Raw genomic sequence first — 17,118 nt, 5'->3', positions numbered from 1 at the left:
ATAACACGATTACTATCGATTAAACACTCTTTCTGTTCGTGGCAAGGGAGGTGAGGGGTGCTCTCGTCCTCGCAACATATCAAAGAAGAATATCGGAAAAACAAAAGAAATAAGCTTATTTTCCGAGGTTTATGAAAGCGCCGAAGAAATGAGCGACTCTCCTCTTGACGAGACATTACACGATATATATCGATTAACTTTCATAAGGCCAAGGCGTTTGAACGCGATGAAGGGCTGAATTCGTCCAGCATAAAAAGGGAGCGCGACCGGCATTCGCCGTCGCGAAATTCAGGGAAGGGAATATCAATGACCAAGGGGCCTCGTCATAGTCTTTTCGTTTCCGCCTCAGCGCTTTCGCTGACAGTCGCCGGCTTGCTCTTGGGCGTCTCGCCCGCCCAATCCCAGATCGCCGGGGAGCCAGCTTCCGACACGGCGGGCGATGAGGCTTCCGCGCCAAGATTGGACGCTGGCGACATCGTGGTGACGGCGCAGAAACGATCGGAATCGGTCAACAAGGTCGGCATGTCGATCACGGCTTTCAGCGGCGACCAGCTTGTGCGGCAGGGCGTTGTCGATACCTCGCAACTGATCAAGGTCGTTCCCGGCTTCAACTTCACCCAATCGGCCTACGCCACGCCCGTCTACACGATACGCGGCATCGGTTTCCAGGAGAACAGCCTGGCCGCAAGCCCGGCAGTCAGCATCTATGTGGACGAGGTTCCGATCCCGTTTCCCGCCGAAGCGGACGGCGCTGCGCTCGATCTGGAGCGAGTCGAGGTGCTCAAGGGGCCGCAGGGCACGCTCTACGGCCAGAACTCGACGGGCGGCGCGGTCAACTATATCGCCGCCAAGCCGACCGATCGTCTCGCCGCCGGCGTCGACCTGAGTTATGGCCGCTTCAACACGGTCGATGCGCAGGCCTATGTCAGCGGCCCGCTGTCCGACACATTGAAGGTCCGGCTAGCGGTGCGCGGCCTTCGCGGAGACGATTGGCAGCGAAGCTATACGCGCAACGACACGCTGGGACGGCAGGCCAAGGTGCAGGGACGGCTTCTGATCGATTGGCAGCCGCTGGAAAGGCTGAAAATATCGATCAACCTGAATGCCTGGCGGGATCGCTCCGACACGCCCGCCGCTCAGGCGATCGGCATCGCGCCGCAGACCGACCTGGTTCCCATTCCCGCCGGTCTTCAGGCCTATCCACTGGCGCCGCGCAGCAGCCGCGCCGCCGATTGGGACCCGAACACGTCCTTCCGGCGGGACAATTATTTCCTGCACGGATCGGCGCGTCTCGATTATTCGCTGACGGACGATGTGACGATCACATCCATTTCCGCCTATCAATATTTCGACCGGGACCAGCCGATCGATTCGGACGGGACGAGTTTCCAGAATTTCTATGTACTGCAAACCGGACATGTCTCGACATTTTTCCAGGAACTCCGTCTCAGCGGGGATTTCGGTCCGGGTGGGCACTGGATCGTCGGCGGCAACTATAGTTCCGACCGCACGTTGGACAGCAATCTGATCCTTTTCCGGGACTCCAGCTCGTCCTCGGCCCTTGGCCTGCCGCTGACCGATCTGGTCAATCAGACGCGACAGAACATCAAGACCGCCGCCATTTACGGCAATGTCGATTATGAAATCGTGCCATCGGTCACGCTGCATGGCGGCCTTCGCTACACGGATGTGCGCCGCTCTTTCGCCGGTTGCAGCTTCGATGCGGGCAGCGGTGAAGCGTCTGCGGTCTTCGGCCTTCTGTCGAACGTCCTGCGCGGCGTCGCGGGGCCGTCCACGCTGGCGCCGGGGGCTTGCGGCACGATTCTGCCCGACCTTAGCAACGGCATCGTTCGCGACAGGCTGAACCAGGACAATATATCCTGGCGCGCAGGCCTGGACTGGCAGGTCGATCCGCAGACATTGCTCTACGCCAATGTGAGCCGCGGCTATAAATCGGGCAGCTTCCCGACGCTCTCTGCGTCTTCCTCCGTGCAATTCTCGCCCGTCACGCAGGAAACCGTGCTGGCGTTCGAGGCTGGTTTCAAATTGTCGCTGCTGGACCGCAAGGTGCAGTTGAACGGTGCGGGTTTCTATTACAAATATGAAGACAAGCAGATACGCGGCAAGCTTCAGGACCCGATCTTCGGCAATCTCGAGGCGCTCATCAACATCCCCAAGTCGCACATACAGGGGTTCGAACTGTCGGCGGTGCTGCGCCCGGTCGAGGGGCTCACCATCTCGCCGGCCGTGACCCATATACTCTCGGAGATAGATGGTACTTTCTCCAACTTCACGCCGTTGGGCGTGCAGGGCAATTTCGCCGGAGAGCGCTTCCCGTACACGCCCAAATGGTCCGGTAATCTTGACGCCGAATATCGCTGGGCGATGAACGATCGGGTCGGCTTCTTCATCGGCGCGAACGCCAATCACCAGGGCGCAACGAATGGCGGTTTTGGCGAATTGCCGGAGTTCAGGGTGCGCTCCTACACGCTGATCGACGTGCGCGCCGGCATTGAGGACCCGTCGGGCAAGTGGCGCATCGGCGCGTTCGGGCGCAACATCACCAACCAATATTATTGGAGCTCGGCCAGCCATCTTGTCGACGTTATCACCCGCTATGCCGGCATGCCCGCCACCTACGGCGTGCAGTTCAGCTACAAATATTGAGGAAGGCGATCGATGAAGGTGCTGGAGGGTAAAGTGGCCGTCGTGACCGGTGCCTCAAAGGGCATCGGTGCGGATATTGCGGGCGGGATGGCCGCCGCCGGCGCATCCGTCATCGTCAACTACAGCGCCGACCGGGCAGGTGCGGAGGCGGTGGCCGGGAATATCCGGCGGGCCGGCGGCAAGGCCGAGGTGGTTCAGGGCGATGTTCGCGAGGAACAGGTCTCGAGGGCGCTGATGCAAGCCGCCGTGGATGCATTCGGCGGGCTGGATATAGTAGTGAACAACGCCGGCTATTATCATTATCAGAGCCTCGAGGAGATCACGGTCGAAAGCTTCCACAAGCATTTCGACGTGAACCTGCTTGGGCCCATTTTGATGATGCGGGAGGCGGCGGCCCTTATGGGACCAGAAGGCGGGTCCATCATCAACATCGGTTCGGCGGCCGCTCGCGCGATCCTGCCCACCACCGCGATCTACAGCGCGACGAAGGTCGCGCTCGGCAAGGTCACCGCGATCTTCGCCAAGGAGCTGGGACCGCGCAAGATCCGGGTCAATGTGATCCATCCCGGCGCGGTCGAGACGGAGGGGGTGCGGGCGGCTGGATTGCTGGGCGGCGAATGGGAACGCGGTCTGGTCGAGGCGACGCCGCTGGGGCGGATAGGACAGGTTGACGACATCACCCCGGTGACGATTTTCCTGGCGTCCGACGAAGCGCGATGGATCACCGGAGAGGCGATTCACGTGACAGGCGGCTTCTGACCGCGTATCAACCCCCGGACAGCGTCCATAACATCATCATCGAGCCCAATGTCTCAGACTCCACCCTCTTCGAAGAAAACGAAAAAGCCCAAGGAAACCGCTGCGAACGCGACCATTCCGCGCGCGCCGCAGCGGGTGCAGGGGCGGTTGCGCTTCGAATTGCTGGTCGACACGACCGATCGGCTGATCAGCGAGCGCGGCGCGGGCGATCTCAGTCTTTATGACATTGCGGAGGCGGCAGGCGTCCCCGCCGCTTCGGTCTATCATTTCTTTCCCAGCATGGCGGCCGCGGTCGTCGCGGTGGCGCAGCGCTATCTCCAGATTTTCGAGGAGATCATCGCCTCCGATCTCGACCATGCCGAGCTGGTGAACTGGCGGGACATCTTCCGCATCATAGGGGAGCGGGCGCGCCAGTTCTACAACGGGCATGAAGTGGTGCGGCGGCTTTTCCTGGGGTCGGAATATAGCTGGCAGGTGCGGATGGCGGACATCCAGGGCAATGAGAGCTATGCGCGCATATTGGCCCGCACCTATGAGCGGCATTTCCACATCGCGGACCCGGATTTCCTGTGCCCCAAGATCGAGATCGCGATCGGGTTGAGCGACAGCGTCTGGTCCTTGTCCTGTCTTCGCCACAATATCATCACCGATGATTATGCGGTGGAAGCGGAGCGCGCCTATCATTCCTACCTGACCCGCTATATCGCTGAACTGGCGCCGAAACGGACAGCGCCGATGGTCTCGCTGCCGTCGGAACGGGCTGCGGCGGGAAATGCCTGAGCGCGGATTGACTGCCTGAGGGGCAGAACGCGCCTTTAACTTTTCATGCCGAGCGGGCGGTTCCGAGCGGAGCCTCCCCTTCGCCGCGCGTCGTCATCGACCGTCGTGGATGACCCATGGTGCCCCTCCACCTAATAACAGATAATTATTCGTTTAAATTCCAATTTAACGGAATTATCTGCATTTCATCTATTGAATAATCGATATTTATCTGTGATTGTGATGCCTCACCGATGGATGAACAGTTGAGGCGAGGAAATAGTGGCTACACAGGCAACGGCATCAGCGACGGCCGAAACCGACCTTCGGTATCATTTGCATCCGATGACCCGGACTTCGAACCGGAATGTCGAGGATGTGACGGTCATCGAACGGGCCAAGGGCAGCTATGTCACGATTGATGGGCGGGACTATCTCGACGGGCTTTCGGGGCTTGGTTGCGTCAATATCGGTTACGGCAATGAGTCGGTCTGTAGCGCGGCGGCGGAGGCCATGGCACGCCTCAGCTATTCGCACGGCTTCGCTGGCCTGACCAATGAGAATGCCGCATTGCTCGCCAGCAAGCTTGTTGCGATGAATGGCGACGTGTTCGACCGCTTTTTCTTCGCGTCGACAGGATCGGACGCCAATGAAAGCGCGATCAAGATAGCCTATTATTATTGGCTGCTGCGCGGCCAGCCGGAAAAGCGCATGCTCATTGCGCGCAGGCATGGCTATCATGGCAATACGATCGTGGCGACCAGCCTGACGGGGCTCGATCTCTATCATCCGCAGTTCGGCCTGCCGTTGCCGGGCCTGGTCCGCCATGCGGACGCGCCCTTTCACCACAAATATGGCAATGGGCTCGACCCGGACGCTTTCGGACTCGAAGCGGCGCGATCGATCGAGCGCATCATCCTGGAGGTTGGCGCCGACAAGATCGCCGCCTTTGTCGCTGAACCGATTCAGGCGACCGCCGGGATCATCGTTCCTCCCTCTTCCTACTGGGCGGAAGTGCGGCGCATCTGCGACCGGCACGACATTCTCCTGATAGCCGATGAGGTCGTCACCGGCTTCGGCAAGACGGGCGAGATGTTCGGTTATCAGAAATTCGGTTTCGAGCCGGACATGATGACCTTGGCCAAGGGGCTGACCTCCGGCTACTTCCCCATGTCGGCGGTCGGCGTTTCGAAGAAGGTCACGTCGGTGCTGGACGCGTCTCCGGACGATTTCGAGCATGGCTTCACCTATTGCGCGCATCCGGTCGGCGCGGCTGTCGCGCTGGCGAATATCGCCGTCATCGAAAATGGACTGGCGCAGCGCGTGTCGCGCGAGATCGAACCGGCGATCGTTGAGGGGCTGAAGGGCTTGGACCAGTTCGGAATCGTTGGCGATGTTCGCGGGATCGGCGTCATGGCGGCGGTCGAGTTCAAGGCGGCCAGCGGCAAGGAAGACGATGTGGCGGCGCTCTGTCACCGCGTCAATCTCGGATTGTTCGAGCGAGGCGTGATTGCGCGCGAACTTTGGGGAAGCGTGGCGTTCATCTTCCCGCTGATCGTCACGGTGGAAGAGTTGGAACGGACCTTCGCCGCATTGCGCGAGGTGATCGCCGCCGTCGATGCCGATCCCGGCTAAGCGGGGACAGGCCTCTCCCGCCGGTCGGCGGGCGGGTCGGCAGTCAGGCGCGGCGCCGCAAGGCAATGCGCCAACAAAGCAAAAAAGACGAATATCATGGCCCTTGGCTTTTTCGAATCCACGCCCGACGCGCTCAGGGCGCATTTTGCGCCGCTGACGCCTCTGTCATTTCTGCCGAGAGCCGCGATGCTCTATCCCGATCGGGTGGCACTCGTGCATGGGGCACTGCGGCAGACATGGCGGGAAACCCATGATCGTTGCCTGAGACTGGCGTCGGCATTGCGAAGTCGCGGCATCGGTCGCGGCGACATTGTGGCGATCATCGCGCCCAACACTCCTGCCATGTATGAAGCGCATTTCGGCGTTCCGATGGCGGGCGCGGTGCTCAATACGCTCAACACGCGGCTCAAGGCCGAGGAGATCGCTTTCCAGCTCGCCCATAGCGGCGCGCGCATGCTGCTGGCCGATTGCGAATTTGCTGAGACCGTCGTTTCCGCCATCGCGATGCTGCCACATCCGCCCATCGTCGTCGACATCGATGACGCGCTTCATTCCGGAACCGGAGTCCGCGCTGGCCAGCGCGATTATGAGGCGCTGCTGGCAGAAGGCGCGACGGGCGGAGAGTGGGCGCCTCCGGAAGACGAGCGCGAGCCGATAGCTTTGAACTACACCTCCGGCACGACGGGCGATCCCAAGGGCGTGGTGACTCATCATCGCGGCGCGCATCTCAACGCGCTCGCGCAGATCATCACATGGTCGATGCCGCAAAATCCTGTCTATCTTTGGACGTTGCCGATGTTTCATTGCAACGGCTGGTGTTTCCCCTGGGCGATAGCCGCTCAGGGCGGCACGAACATCTGCGTTCGCCGTATCGATCCTCCAGCCGTTATCGACCTTATCGAAGCGCATGAAGTTTCGCACATGTGCGGCGCGCCGATCGTCTACGCCATGCTCGTCGATGAATTGGGAAAGCGAGCGAGAATATTGTCCCATCCCGTGCGAGGATTGGTTGCGGGAGCCGCCCCGCCAAGCGCGCTGATCGAGGGTTGCGAGCGCAGCGGATTCGATCTGACCCATGTCTATGGTTTGACGGAGGTCTATGGGCCCGCCGCGGTTTGCGTGAAGCAGCCCGGATGGGCGGAGAAATCGGCGGAGGAAAGAGCCCGGCTCAACGCCCGGCAGGGCGTCGCCATGATCTCGCAAGAGGCGATGCGCGTTCTGGACCCCGAAACGATGACGCCGGTCCCGGCCGACGGCGAAACGGTGGGTGAGATCATGTTCCGGGGAAATGCCACCATGAGCGGCTATCTCCACAATCCGGATGCGACCACCGAGGCCTTTGCCGGCGGCTGGTTTCATACGGGCGATCTCGCCGTCCTGGACCCCGACGGTTATGCCCGAATCACCGATCGTTCGAAGGACGTGATCATTTCCGGTGGAGAGAATATCTCCTCGATCGAGGTCGAGGATGTTCTTCACCAGCATGCCGCTGTGCTGATCGCCGCAGTCGTCGCCAAGCCGGACGCCCGCTGGGGCGAGGTGCCCTGCGCTTTCGTTGAAGTGCGCGATGGCCATGCGGTGAATGCGGCGGAGCTGGAATCATTCTGCCGCCTGCACCTCGCGGGTTTCAAGACGCCAAAGGACTTCATATTCGGGATCATTCCGAAAACATCGACTGGCAAGGTTCAGAAAATATATCTGCGTGAACAGGCGCGAAAGCTTGGCGAGGAGGTTGGTGGGGGTTAGACCCTGCCGGACCCGAAGCGAGGCATTTTTTTACCCGCACTGTGCGGTCGAAAGTCATTGTTTCCAATCCCCGAACGGATCAGCGCTGCCGGTTGTCAGGATCGGTTCGAGGATCAGGAGATGGAACGCAATTTCGCCGGAGTGCAGCTACGGTCGACGATAGACGCATCGGGCGTGTTGAAGGTCGATCTTGCCGAGATCGCCGCCGCGCCGCCGGAAGATCATGAACTGGTCGTCCGTGTCGAGGCTGCTCCGATCAACCCTTCGGACCTGGCCTTGCTGTTCGGCCCGGTCGATCCCGCCGGGTTGCAGGCGGGCACCGTCGCTGGCCGGCCGGCTTTGATGGGGTCCATTCCGGCGGCGGCGATGGCCTCGGTCGAGGGACGGCTTGGCCTTGTCGCGACACCCGGCAATGAAGGCGCGGGCACCGTGGTGGATGCGGGCCGCAAGGTGCGGGAATGGATCGGGCGCCGGGTCGGCATGCAGGGCGGCGGCATGTACGCGCAATATCGGGTGATCGACGCGGCCCATTGCATGCCGATTCCCGATGGCGCCACCGTGGTCGACGGCGCCTCGATGTTCGTCAATCCGCTGACGGCCTTGTGTTTCGTGGAGACGATGAAGGCGGAGGGGCACAAGGCGATCGTGCATTTCGCGGCGGCGTCCAACCTGGGGCAGATGCTGAATCGGATTTGCATCAAGGACGGCATCCCGCTGGTGAACATCGTCCGGAACGAGGTGCAGGCGTCGCTGCTGCGGGATGCCGGGGCGCGCTGGGTGTTGAACAGCGAAAGCGCGGCTTATGAGGAAGAGCTGGCCGATGCGCTGGCCGAAACCGGCGCGACGCTGGCCTTCGATCCGATCGCCGGCGGTATCCAGGGCGGCCGTCTGCTCGCGGCGATGGAGAAGGTCGCCAACAAGAAGGCGGCCGGGTTCGACCGCTATGGCTCCGGCATCTACAAGCAGGTTTATGTTTATGGCCAGCTCGACGCCGCGCCGATCGTGATCGACCGCTGGCTGGCCTATGCATGGGGCCTTTCGGGCTGGCTCCTGACCTACCGACTGCGCACGCTGGGCGATGCGGGCGTCGCCCGGCTCAGGCAACGGATCGCGGACGAGCTCACCACCACCTTCGCGAGCCGCTATACCCGGTCGCTGAATCTTGCCGAAGCGCTGGACCCCGACCATGTCGCGGCCTATGCGCGCAAGGCGACCGGGGAAAAATATCTGATCGCACCCCATGGCTGAGGCGTGAGGCCTGAGGCAATTTGTCATCTCCATTCTGACCGCCCCGGTCATGGCAAGCGCCCGCCAGGGATGCCATCCCGGCAGGATGACGGCATTTCAACAGATCCCCCAGCCCGGCCACGATGCGGAGCCAGTCCATGGCGCGTGAGGCGGACTTTTTCGACCTGACCGGTCAAGTCGCGGTGATCACCGGTTCGTCGCGCGGCATCGGCCGGGCCATTGCCGAAGCCTTGGCGCGGGCGGGCGCGACGGTGATCGTCTCCAGCCGCAAGCAGGCGGCCTGCGAAGAGGCGGCCGAAGCGATCAATGCCGCGCTCGGCCGCACCGCCGCCGTCCCGATCGCGGCGAACCTTTCAGACAAAGCGGCGCTTCAGGCCATGGTCGCGCAGGCCAGCGAACGGCTCGGCCGGATCGACATCCTCGTCTGCAACGCCGCGTCCAATCCCTATTATGGTCCGATGTCGGGCATATCCGACGATCAGTTCCGCAAAGTGCTGGAGAACAACATCCTGGCCAATCACTGGCTGGTCACCATGGTCGCGCCGGAGATGATCGCCCGGCGGAACGGCGCGATCGTCATCATCTCCTCGACCGGCGGCATGATCGGCTCCGACGTGATCGGGGCCTATCATGTTTCCAAGGCGGCCGATTTCCAGTTGGCGCGCAATCTCGCGGTGGAGCTTGGTCCCCATAATATCCGGGTGAACTGCATCGCGCCGGGCGTGGTCCGCACTGATTTCGCCCGGGCGCTGTGGGACGAGCCGCAGGCCGAAGCGGCGTTGCGCAGGGCGATTCCGCTGCGCCGGATCGGTGAGCCGGAGGATATTGCCGGCGCGGCGCTGTTCCTGACCTCTCGGGCGGGCGCCTATGTGACCGGGCAGAGCATCGTCGTCGATGGCGGCACCACGATCCAGGGGATTGTATGAGCCGCGATTTCCAGGAGTTGAGCGTGATCGTCACCGGCGCCGCCTCGGGCATTGGACGGGCGACGGCGCTGCTGTTCGCCGCGCAGGGCGCCAGGGTGCTGGCGATGGACCTGCACGCGGATTCCGGCTTGGCGGGTCAGGGGTCGATCGTGGCGATGCGCGGCGATGCAGGCAACGAAGCCGATGTCGCCGCGATGATCGCGGCGGCGACGCGCGCGCATGGCGTTCCGGACATCATCGTCGCCAATGCCGGGATCAGCGGTGGCACTGCGGGGTTGTTCGACCAGGACGCAGCGGACTGGACAGAGGTGCTGCGCATCAACCTGACCGGCGCGTTCCTCGCGGTCAAGCACGGCGCGCGCGCGATGATCGATGCCGGACGCCGGGGCGCCATCATCTGCACCGCTTCGGTCGCCGGGCTGCGGGCGGGGGCAGGGGGCGCGGCCTAATCAACCTCGTCCAGAACGCCGCGCAGCAGCTCACCGGCTCGGGCATCCGCGTCAATGCCGTCTGCCCCGGACTGATCGAGACCGGCATGACGAAGCCGGTCTATGAGGCGGCCCGGGCCCATGGCCGGGGCGACCAGATCGGCCGGCTCAATCCGCTCCAGCGCGGGGGCGAGGCGCGGGAGATAGCCGAGGCGATCGCCTTCCTCGCCTCCCCCGGCGCCAGCTATGTCAATGGGCATGCGCTGGTCGTCGACGGCGGCCTTTCCACATCCCATCCCTTTGCGAAATCCCGGAAACAGGGCGCAGCCACCCTTTGAAGAGGAAATGACCGGATGATTGATCTTGCCAAGGCCGACGCCCCGGCCGACCCGCGGCATGGCGCCGCTTCGGGCGCGAGCATGGCGCTGGACCGGCTTGCCGGACAGATCGGCGTCGTCCACCATTCGGACTGGCTGTTGATCGACCAGGCGATGATCGATCGTTTCGCGGACGCCACGCTCGACCGGCAATATATCCATGTCGACCCCGCGCGCGCCGCCACGACGCCGCTGGGCGGAACGATCGCGCACGGCTTCCTGACGCTGTCGCTGCTCGCGCATCTGCAGGAGATCATCGCGCCGGACCCGATTCCGGGGGTGGAGATGATGATCAACTATGGGCTGGACAAGGTCCGCTTCATCAATCCGGTCCGGTCCGGGAGCCGTATCCGCCTCGCCTCCAGGCTTGTCTCGGTGGCGGAGCGGTCGCCGGGCCAGATTCAGCAAAGCCATGAAGGGGTGGTGGAGATTGAGGGGATCGGCAAACCGGCGCTCGTCGCGACATGGCTGACGCTGCTCCTGCTGCAATAGCGGGGCGGCGGCGGATCGCGGCGACCCGCGCCGCGATCAGCGAGCGCGAAGCATCCGGCGATAGCAGGCGGGCGACATGCCCAGCCATTCCTGACAGGCGCGCCACAGGCTGCGGCGCTCGGCAAAGCCCAGCTCGACCGCGATGTCGTCGAGATTGCTGTCCGTGGCCAGCAGGGACCGCAGCTTGAGCGCCCGGATCTCCCGCGAGATTTCCCGGAAGCTGTCGCCGGTCGCCGCCAGTCTGCGCTGCAATGTGGCGACGCTCATGCCCAGCTTCCGGGCCGCCTGTTCCTGCGAAAGATTTCTGTGGTTCAGCATCTGGCGCAACTTGCCCGCCACGGTGGTGTCCGCCTCTTCCGGCGCTTCTTCGGCGGGGGATGACTTGCCGACCAGTTCCAGGAACATCGACGTTTCGTGACTGGCCCATGATTTGTAGCGCCGCACGCCGAGCGGAAGGGCCATGTCGTCGCGATGATAACTGACCGTCGTGCCGCCGCCGATCCGGCAGCGATTGGGCGAGAGCAGGCTGGCCATGGAGCCGTCCGCGTCGGCCAGATGCTCGGACAGCTTGACGCAGCGCGGCCGGATCGGATGATCGGCGCCCCAGAGCAGCACGCAATGGAAAACGAGCGCCATCAGTTCCGCATAGCGCTCCGCCCGTTCGACATCGACGACCCCCGGCCCCGCTTCGTAACTGAGCTTGGCGACGTTAGCGCTGTAGCTGAAGGAAATCGTCAGGCCGTTCGGGATGATCGACGCCAGTTCCGCGAAGCGCTTCAGCCCGGCGCCGACGGTTTCCATCTGGTTGACCGACGAATAGACCATCGCCCAGCTCGATTTCGGCATTGGCTGCCCGGTGCAGCCGTGATTTTCATCATTCGCCTCATTGATGCTGGCGATGCACATCATCCAGAAATCGGCGCAGGATATGAAGGCCGGAGGCATGTCCGACCGCTCGCACAGCCCGGCGGACATCATCAGCCGCCTTGCGAAATCCGTGCCGAAGAAATTGTCGGCATAGTGGCTGGAGACCATGTGCTGGTTCTCGTTGGCGCCATTCAACGCCTTGTTCGGCTGAACCTCCACGGCCTGGAGTTGCGGGCCCGGTGCGGTCGCCGTCCGCTCGAACCAATTGCGCGGAAACTCGGCCGGCGCGCTCTGATTTGCCGTTGCAGCATGCATGGAAGACCTCTCCATCGGCTGTGGTTCGCGATTCGCGCATCGCCACCTGTTAAATGGTACAATAGAATAAAAATATATTGACAGTCAACGGGGCTTTAAGGCACTTCGCGGTAAGGTCGGGGGTGGCCGTTCGACGGCGGCGAGCGCTGGACGCGCCGTGATCGTCGAAAATCGGGAGGAATGCGTTGGCGAGGCGGAAGGCCGCGATTCTGGAGGATGGAGCAAGGCCGGCCGCGACGCGCGCCAGGCAGGTTCGCGCCCAGGACCGGTGCCGGGCGATCAGCGAGGCAGCCAGCGAGGTAATCGCCTCGCACGGCATAGCCGGGCTCACCCATCGGCTCGTGGCCGGGCAGGCCGGCGTTCCGCTCGCGGCGACGACCTATCATTTCGAGAGCAAGGCCGACATCATCCGCGCCGCGACCCAGGCTGTGCTGGAGGGCTATGACCGGTCTTTCGCGCGTGCGCGCGAACGGTTCCGCAAGCAGGGCGGATCGCGCGGCGCCTTCTTCGATTTCTTCATCGACCTGATGCAGAACACCGCAGGCAGGGCACGGCTGCGCGCCACCTGTTGGGGCGAGATCATGTTGGACATGCCCCGTCACCCGGCCAATCTCGACATGACTCGCAATTGGTTCGGGCGGCTGGTCGCGGTCTGGGAGGACATCATCGCGACCTGCGGCGTGGACCGGCCTGCCGAACGGGCGATCGTCGCCACGGACGCGCTGATCGGCCTGCTCCTGCTGGTCGTGGGTCTCGGTCTCGACGACCGGCAGATCGGCAAGATCATCGCTGGCCATGACCTGCTCGACTTTCGTCCGGCGGTTCCGGGCAAGGATAGCGCGGGCCCGGCGCGGACCGGCGCGAAAGCCGCGGCCACACGGGACAAGATCCTGTCCGCGACCATCGACATTTTGAAGGCCGAGGGGCCGGGGGCGGTCAATCGCCGCACCGTCGCGGAGAGCGCCAATCTCTCCAAGGCGGCGGCATTCTATTATTTCGATTCGGTGCCCGATCTGCTGGTCAATGCGCAGCGGACGCTGTTCCAACGGTCCAAGGAGCGCTATCGGCGGGGCCTGTCGGAGTTCGGCGGCAGCGACGCGGACTTCGAGCATCTTATCGACCGGACGGCGACCGTGTTTCTTCGCGAGGTCACCGAATATTCCAGCGATTGCGTGGCCAATTATTCCATCTGGCTTCGGGCCGATCAGGAACCGCTCATCAGGGCCATGGTCTGGGAAGTCACCGCCGACCAGCATATTTCATGGAGAAATGTGCTGGGCCGCTGGAAGCAGGAGCTTAATCCGTTCGATCCTCTGCTGGCGCAGGCGCTCTTCCTCGGCAAGCTCACCCGCATTCTGGCGACCGGGTCGCGGATCGAGGATCTGGCCGCCGCCCGCCGCGAATTCGCCTTCGCGCTGAACGACATCATCGCAGGAAATTGGGCGTTCGACAAAAATAGTACGGATTGATGAAAATATTCCGATCGCGATCTTCCATGGCGCGGTCGCCAGCGTACCGGCCCGACCCATCATAGCAGAAAAGGAGCTTCGCCTTGAGCATCGATACGGTACCGCCGCCTCCGCCCATCGACAGCCGCATATCCCGGATGCTGGGGATCGATTATCCGATCTTCCAGGCGCCGATGGGATGGATCGCGCGTGCCCCGCTGGCCTCCGCGGTTTCGGAGGCGGGCGGCATGGGGATCGTCGAGACGTCGTCGGGCGAACTCGACATCGTCAAGGCGGAAATCGCGCGCATGCCTTCCCTCACCGGCAAGCCGTTCGGGGTGAACCTGCCGCAGCTTTTCATGCGCGACGAGAGCATCGTGGACTTCCTGCATGAAGCGGGCGTCCGGTTCGTCACCACCTCCGCCGGCGACCCAAGGGCATTGTGCGGCCGCCTGAAGGATGCGGGCATCACCGTCTTCCATGTCGTGCCGTCGTTGAGCGCAGCGCTGAAGGCGGAGGATGCGGGCGTCGACGGCCTGATCGTGGAAGGCGGCGAGGGCGGCGGCTTCAAGGGGCCTGAACCGGTATCCACCTTCGTGCTGCTGCCGCTCGTCCGTTCGCGCACCCGGCTTCCGCTATGCGCGGCCGGGGGGATATGCGACGGCACGTCAATGGCCGCGGCCTTTGTGCTGGGGGCGGAAGCGGTTCAGATCGGCACGCGCATGGTGGCTTCGGAAGAGTCGCCGGTCCACCCCAATTGGAAGCAGGCGATCCTGTCCGCCTCCGATACCGGCACGGTGCTGCTCAACCGCCTTGGCAGGCCGTCGCTGCGGGCGTTGCGCAGCGAGCGCACGGCGCGGCTGGAGCAATTGCCGAGCTTCGCCGCCTTCGATGAGTTCAAGCAGGCCAAGCAACTCTATTTCGGCGGAGACATGGAAGCGTCGATCGCGCTGGCCGGGCAGGTGGCGGGCCGGATAGACTCCGTGCAGCCGGTGCGGGACATCCTGCACGATATGGTCCGGCAGTTTTCGCTTAGCCTGCATAAGACCGCCGAAAGGGTCTGACCGCGCCTTGCCCCGGCGCGCGCCACGACATGACGTTGAGAGGCGATCGGTTCGATGAGGGGAAATGCCACCTGAAAATTGCACAGTGGCGTCCTAGAGGGAAGTCCACCACCCCCTAGAAAGGATCAAGAAATATACAGAGGAGGAGGGGTTATGGCGCGGTATCATCTCTTGGGAACCATATCGATCGCGGCGCTTGGTCTTGCGGGGCCGGCTTTTGCCCAGAGCGGCGAAAATCCCGCGGCTGCGGCCACGTCCGGCGATCAGGCGATTTCCGACATCATCGTCACGGCGTCCCGCCGCAGCGACAGCATCCGGAACGTGCCGACCGCCGTCACCGCGATTAGCGGCGACGCGCTCAAGGCGGCGCAGATCGCCAATCTGGCCGATCTCGCTTCCAGCATGCCCAATATTCAGATCAGCACCTACAACAACAATGCGAATATCACCATTCGCGGCATCGGCAACGCCCAGATCAATGCAGGCGCCGATGCGGGTGTCGCCGTGCATGCCGACGGCGTCTATATCGGGCAGTCGGTCCTGACCCTCGCCACCATGAACGATGTCGAGCGCGTCGAAGTGCTGCGGGGCCCCCAGGGATTGCTGTTCGGCCGTAACGCCACGGGCGGCGCGATCAACGTCATACCCAACCGGCCGACGGCCGACCTGCATTATGGCATCGACACCTCGGTCGGTTTCGATCCGTGGATGGTGCGTTCTTCGGGCTATCTGAGCGGACCGATCACCAATGGGGTGCGCGGACGCCTGTCGGTGAGCCAGAATTACAATCAGGGCTATACCAGGAACCTCGTCCCGACGACCGGCAAGAGCGCGGCACCCTCCAGGATGGACGATGTCGACAGCGCCTCGGTCCGGGCGCAGATCGAGGCTGGCAACGGCCCGTTCGTCACCCGCCTGTCCCTGGAATATATGAAGGACCGCGGCGCCGGTCCCTCCCAATGGCTGAGCGGCACGCCTGACGGCACGGTGCCCGCCGTGCTGGCCGGCGCGTCGCGCGGCGACGTCAGCGACCGCAAGCTGTTCAACAATTACGGCTACAAGAACAACAAGGCCAAGTTCATCACCTCGGTCTCGACGCTTCAGATCGGCGGCGGCGAATTGAAGGCGACGGCATCCTATGGCGAGACGAATATCGTCATCTTGACCGATGGCGACGGCACCGCGGTGGACCACACCTCGACCTTTCAGGAAAACGACGCCCGGCAGACCTATGGCGAACTGATCTACGCGTCGGACGCCGGCAAGCCGCTCAGCCTGATCGTCGGCGCCAATTATTTCCACGAGAGTCTGAGCCAGGACATCTCGGTGCCGATCAGCATCCTTCCGCCGCCGCTCGACGTGCTGGGCGCGGTCACCGTCAATCTTGGCGCGGACTCCATCAAGTCGGAATCCTATGCCGGGTTCGGCCAGGTGCAATACCGGCCCACCGACGCGCTGCGTCTCTTCGCCGGGCTGCGCTACACGCATGATCGCAAGTCGATTTCGAACTATAATAATTTCGGCGTGTCGCCTGCCACCGGAAGCGAAGGCTGGGGTCGCGTCACCTATGAATTCGGCGCATCGTATAAGTTCAGTCCGGCGATCACCGGCTATGCCAAATATGGCACGGGCTACAAGGGCGGCGGCTTTTCCGCCGGCGCGGCGGCGATCCCGTTCGATCCGGAGACCAACACCAATATCGAGGTGGGCCTGAAGGGCAATTATTTCGGCGGCGTGCTGCAGGCCAATCTGGCGGCGTTCCGCATGAAGTACAAGGATTTGCAGGTAAACCAGATTGTGGGTCCGCTCGTCCAGGTGACGAACGCCGCCCGCGCCACGGTCAAGGGCGTGGAGGCGGAAATCAAGCTCCGGCCGGTCCCGCCGCTGCATTTCGATCTCAACGCGTCCTGGCTGGACGCGAAATTCGACGAGTTCTTCACCCGGGACGACGCCCGGCCGACCTTCCTGCCGGACAGTGCGACGATCAACGGCGTCGTGGTCCAAGGCATCCAACTGGCCGGCAATGCGCTGCCCAACTCGCCCAAATACAGCGCCAGCGGCGGCGCCTATTATGATATTCCCGTGGACGGGGCGACGGTCACCCTCGGCGCGCGCTACGACTGGAAGTCACGGGTCTATTTCAGCGAGTTCAACATTCCCGTCTCTTCGCAGAAGGCGATCGGCAAGCTGAACCTGTCGGCCCGCTATGTGAGCGCGGACGGCCGCTGGAACGCCAGCATTTTCGCGCTCAACGTGACCAACCGCCAGGTCAAGGAGAATGTCGTCGTGGTATCGTCCCTCATCGGCTCCCTGGGCGTCACGCGCTACCAGCCTGCGCGCCAGATCGGGGCTTCGGTCGGTTACAAATTCTGACCAGGAGAATAGGC

Annotated in this window: 12 protein-coding genes and 1 pseudogene; 12 read left to right on the top strand and 1 reads right to left on the bottom strand. The window is 63.0% G+C overall.

From position 1 onward, the window contains the following. Positions 1-306: 306 nt before the first annotated feature. From HUK72_RS18510 to HUK72_RS18470, 9 genes and pseudogenes are all read left to right on the top strand, one after another. Positions 307-2,667, top strand: coding sequence for a TonB-dependent receptor (locus tag HUK72_RS18510; RefSeq protein WP_176598258.1), 2,361 nt, complete (start codon positions 307-309; stop codon positions 2,665-2,667). A gap of 12 nt (positions 2,668-2,679) precedes the next feature. Next, a complete protein-coding gene (locus tag HUK72_RS18505; protein WP_176598257.1) occupies positions 2,680-3,426 on the top strand; it encodes an SDR family NAD(P)-dependent oxidoreductase in 747 nt (248 codons plus the stop codon). 48 nt (positions 3,427-3,474) lie between these two features. Further along, entirely contained in the window at positions 3,475-4,206 is a 732-nt protein-coding gene (locus HUK72_RS18500; protein ID WP_176598256.1) for a TetR/AcrR family transcriptional regulator, read from the top strand. A 324-nt stretch (positions 4,207-4,530) separates the two neighbouring features. Beyond that, on the top strand, positions 4,531-5,820 hold the full coding sequence (locus HUK72_RS18495) for an aspartate aminotransferase family protein (protein WP_218036173.1): 1,290 nt from the start codon (positions 4,531-4,533) through the stop codon (positions 5,818-5,820). 96 nt (positions 5,821-5,916) lie between these two features. Then, positions 5,917-7,566 carry an acyl-CoA synthetase gene (locus HUK72_RS18490; RefSeq protein ID WP_176598254.1) on the top strand — a complete coding sequence of 550 codons (1,650 nt, stop codon included), beginning with the start codon at positions 5,917-5,919 and terminating at the stop codon, positions 7,564-7,566. A 120-nt stretch (positions 7,567-7,686) separates the two neighbouring features. Further along, entirely contained in the window at positions 7,687-8,814 is a 1,128-nt protein-coding gene (locus tag HUK72_RS18485) for an NADH oxidase (RefSeq protein WP_176598253.1), read from the top strand. A 137-nt stretch (positions 8,815-8,951) separates the two neighbouring features. Continuing rightward, positions 8,952-9,740: an SDR family oxidoreductase gene (locus HUK72_RS18480; RefSeq protein WP_336950319.1), complete on the top strand. Its 789-nt coding sequence runs from the start codon at positions 8,952-8,954 to the stop codon at positions 9,738-9,740. Then, positions 9,737-10,506, top strand: a pseudogene (locus tag HUK72_RS18475) (SDR family NAD(P)-dependent oxidoreductase). The gene HUK72_RS18480 and the pseudogene HUK72_RS18475 overlap by 4 nt, the downstream one beginning before the upstream one ends. 15 nt (positions 10,507-10,521) lie before the next feature. After that, the gene (locus HUK72_RS18470; protein ID WP_176598251.1) at positions 10,522-11,037 is read left to right on the top strand and encodes a MaoC family dehydratase; all 516 of its coding nucleotides are present in this window, start codon (positions 10,522-10,524) and stop codon (positions 11,035-11,037) included. Between the two features lie 36 nt (positions 11,038-11,073). Here HUK72_RS18470 and HUK72_RS18465 read toward each other — a convergent pair whose 3' ends face one another. Next, the gene (locus HUK72_RS18465) at positions 11,074-12,219 is read right to left on the bottom strand and encodes a helix-turn-helix domain-containing protein (protein WP_176598250.1); all 1,146 of its coding nucleotides are present in this window, start codon (positions 12,217-12,219) and stop codon (positions 11,074-11,076) included. Positions 12,220-12,404: 185 nt separating this feature from the next. Between HUK72_RS18465 and HUK72_RS18460 the strand changes: the two genes are divergently transcribed. The 3 genes from HUK72_RS18460 to HUK72_RS18450 all read left to right on the top strand — a co-directional run bounded on the left by HUK72_RS18460 (position 12,405) and on the right by HUK72_RS18450 (position 17,104). Continuing rightward, positions 12,405-13,688, top strand: coding sequence for a TetR/AcrR family transcriptional regulator (locus tag HUK72_RS18460; RefSeq protein WP_176598249.1), 1,284 nt, complete (start codon positions 12,405-12,407; stop codon positions 13,686-13,688). Between the two features lie 83 nt (positions 13,689-13,771). Then, positions 13,772-14,731, top strand: a complete 960-nt coding sequence (locus tag HUK72_RS18455; RefSeq protein WP_255325867.1) for a nitronate monooxygenase family protein — start codon at positions 13,772-13,774, stop codon at positions 14,729-14,731. Positions 14,732-14,884: 153 nt separating this feature from the next. Further along, positions 14,885-17,104, top strand: a complete 2,220-nt coding sequence (locus tag HUK72_RS18450; protein ID WP_176598248.1) for a TonB-dependent receptor — start codon at positions 14,885-14,887, stop codon at positions 17,102-17,104. Positions 17,105-17,118: the final 14 nt, after the last annotated feature.

It is taken from the genome of Sphingobium sp. 15-1, from assembly GCF_013375535.1.
GTDB classification, from domain to species: Bacteria; Pseudomonadota; Alphaproteobacteria; order Sphingomonadales; family Sphingomonadaceae; genus Sphingobium; species Sphingobium aromaticivastans.
Note: the sequence above shows the minus strand (reverse complement) of the source record. Positions and strands in the feature narration are given on the sequence as shown.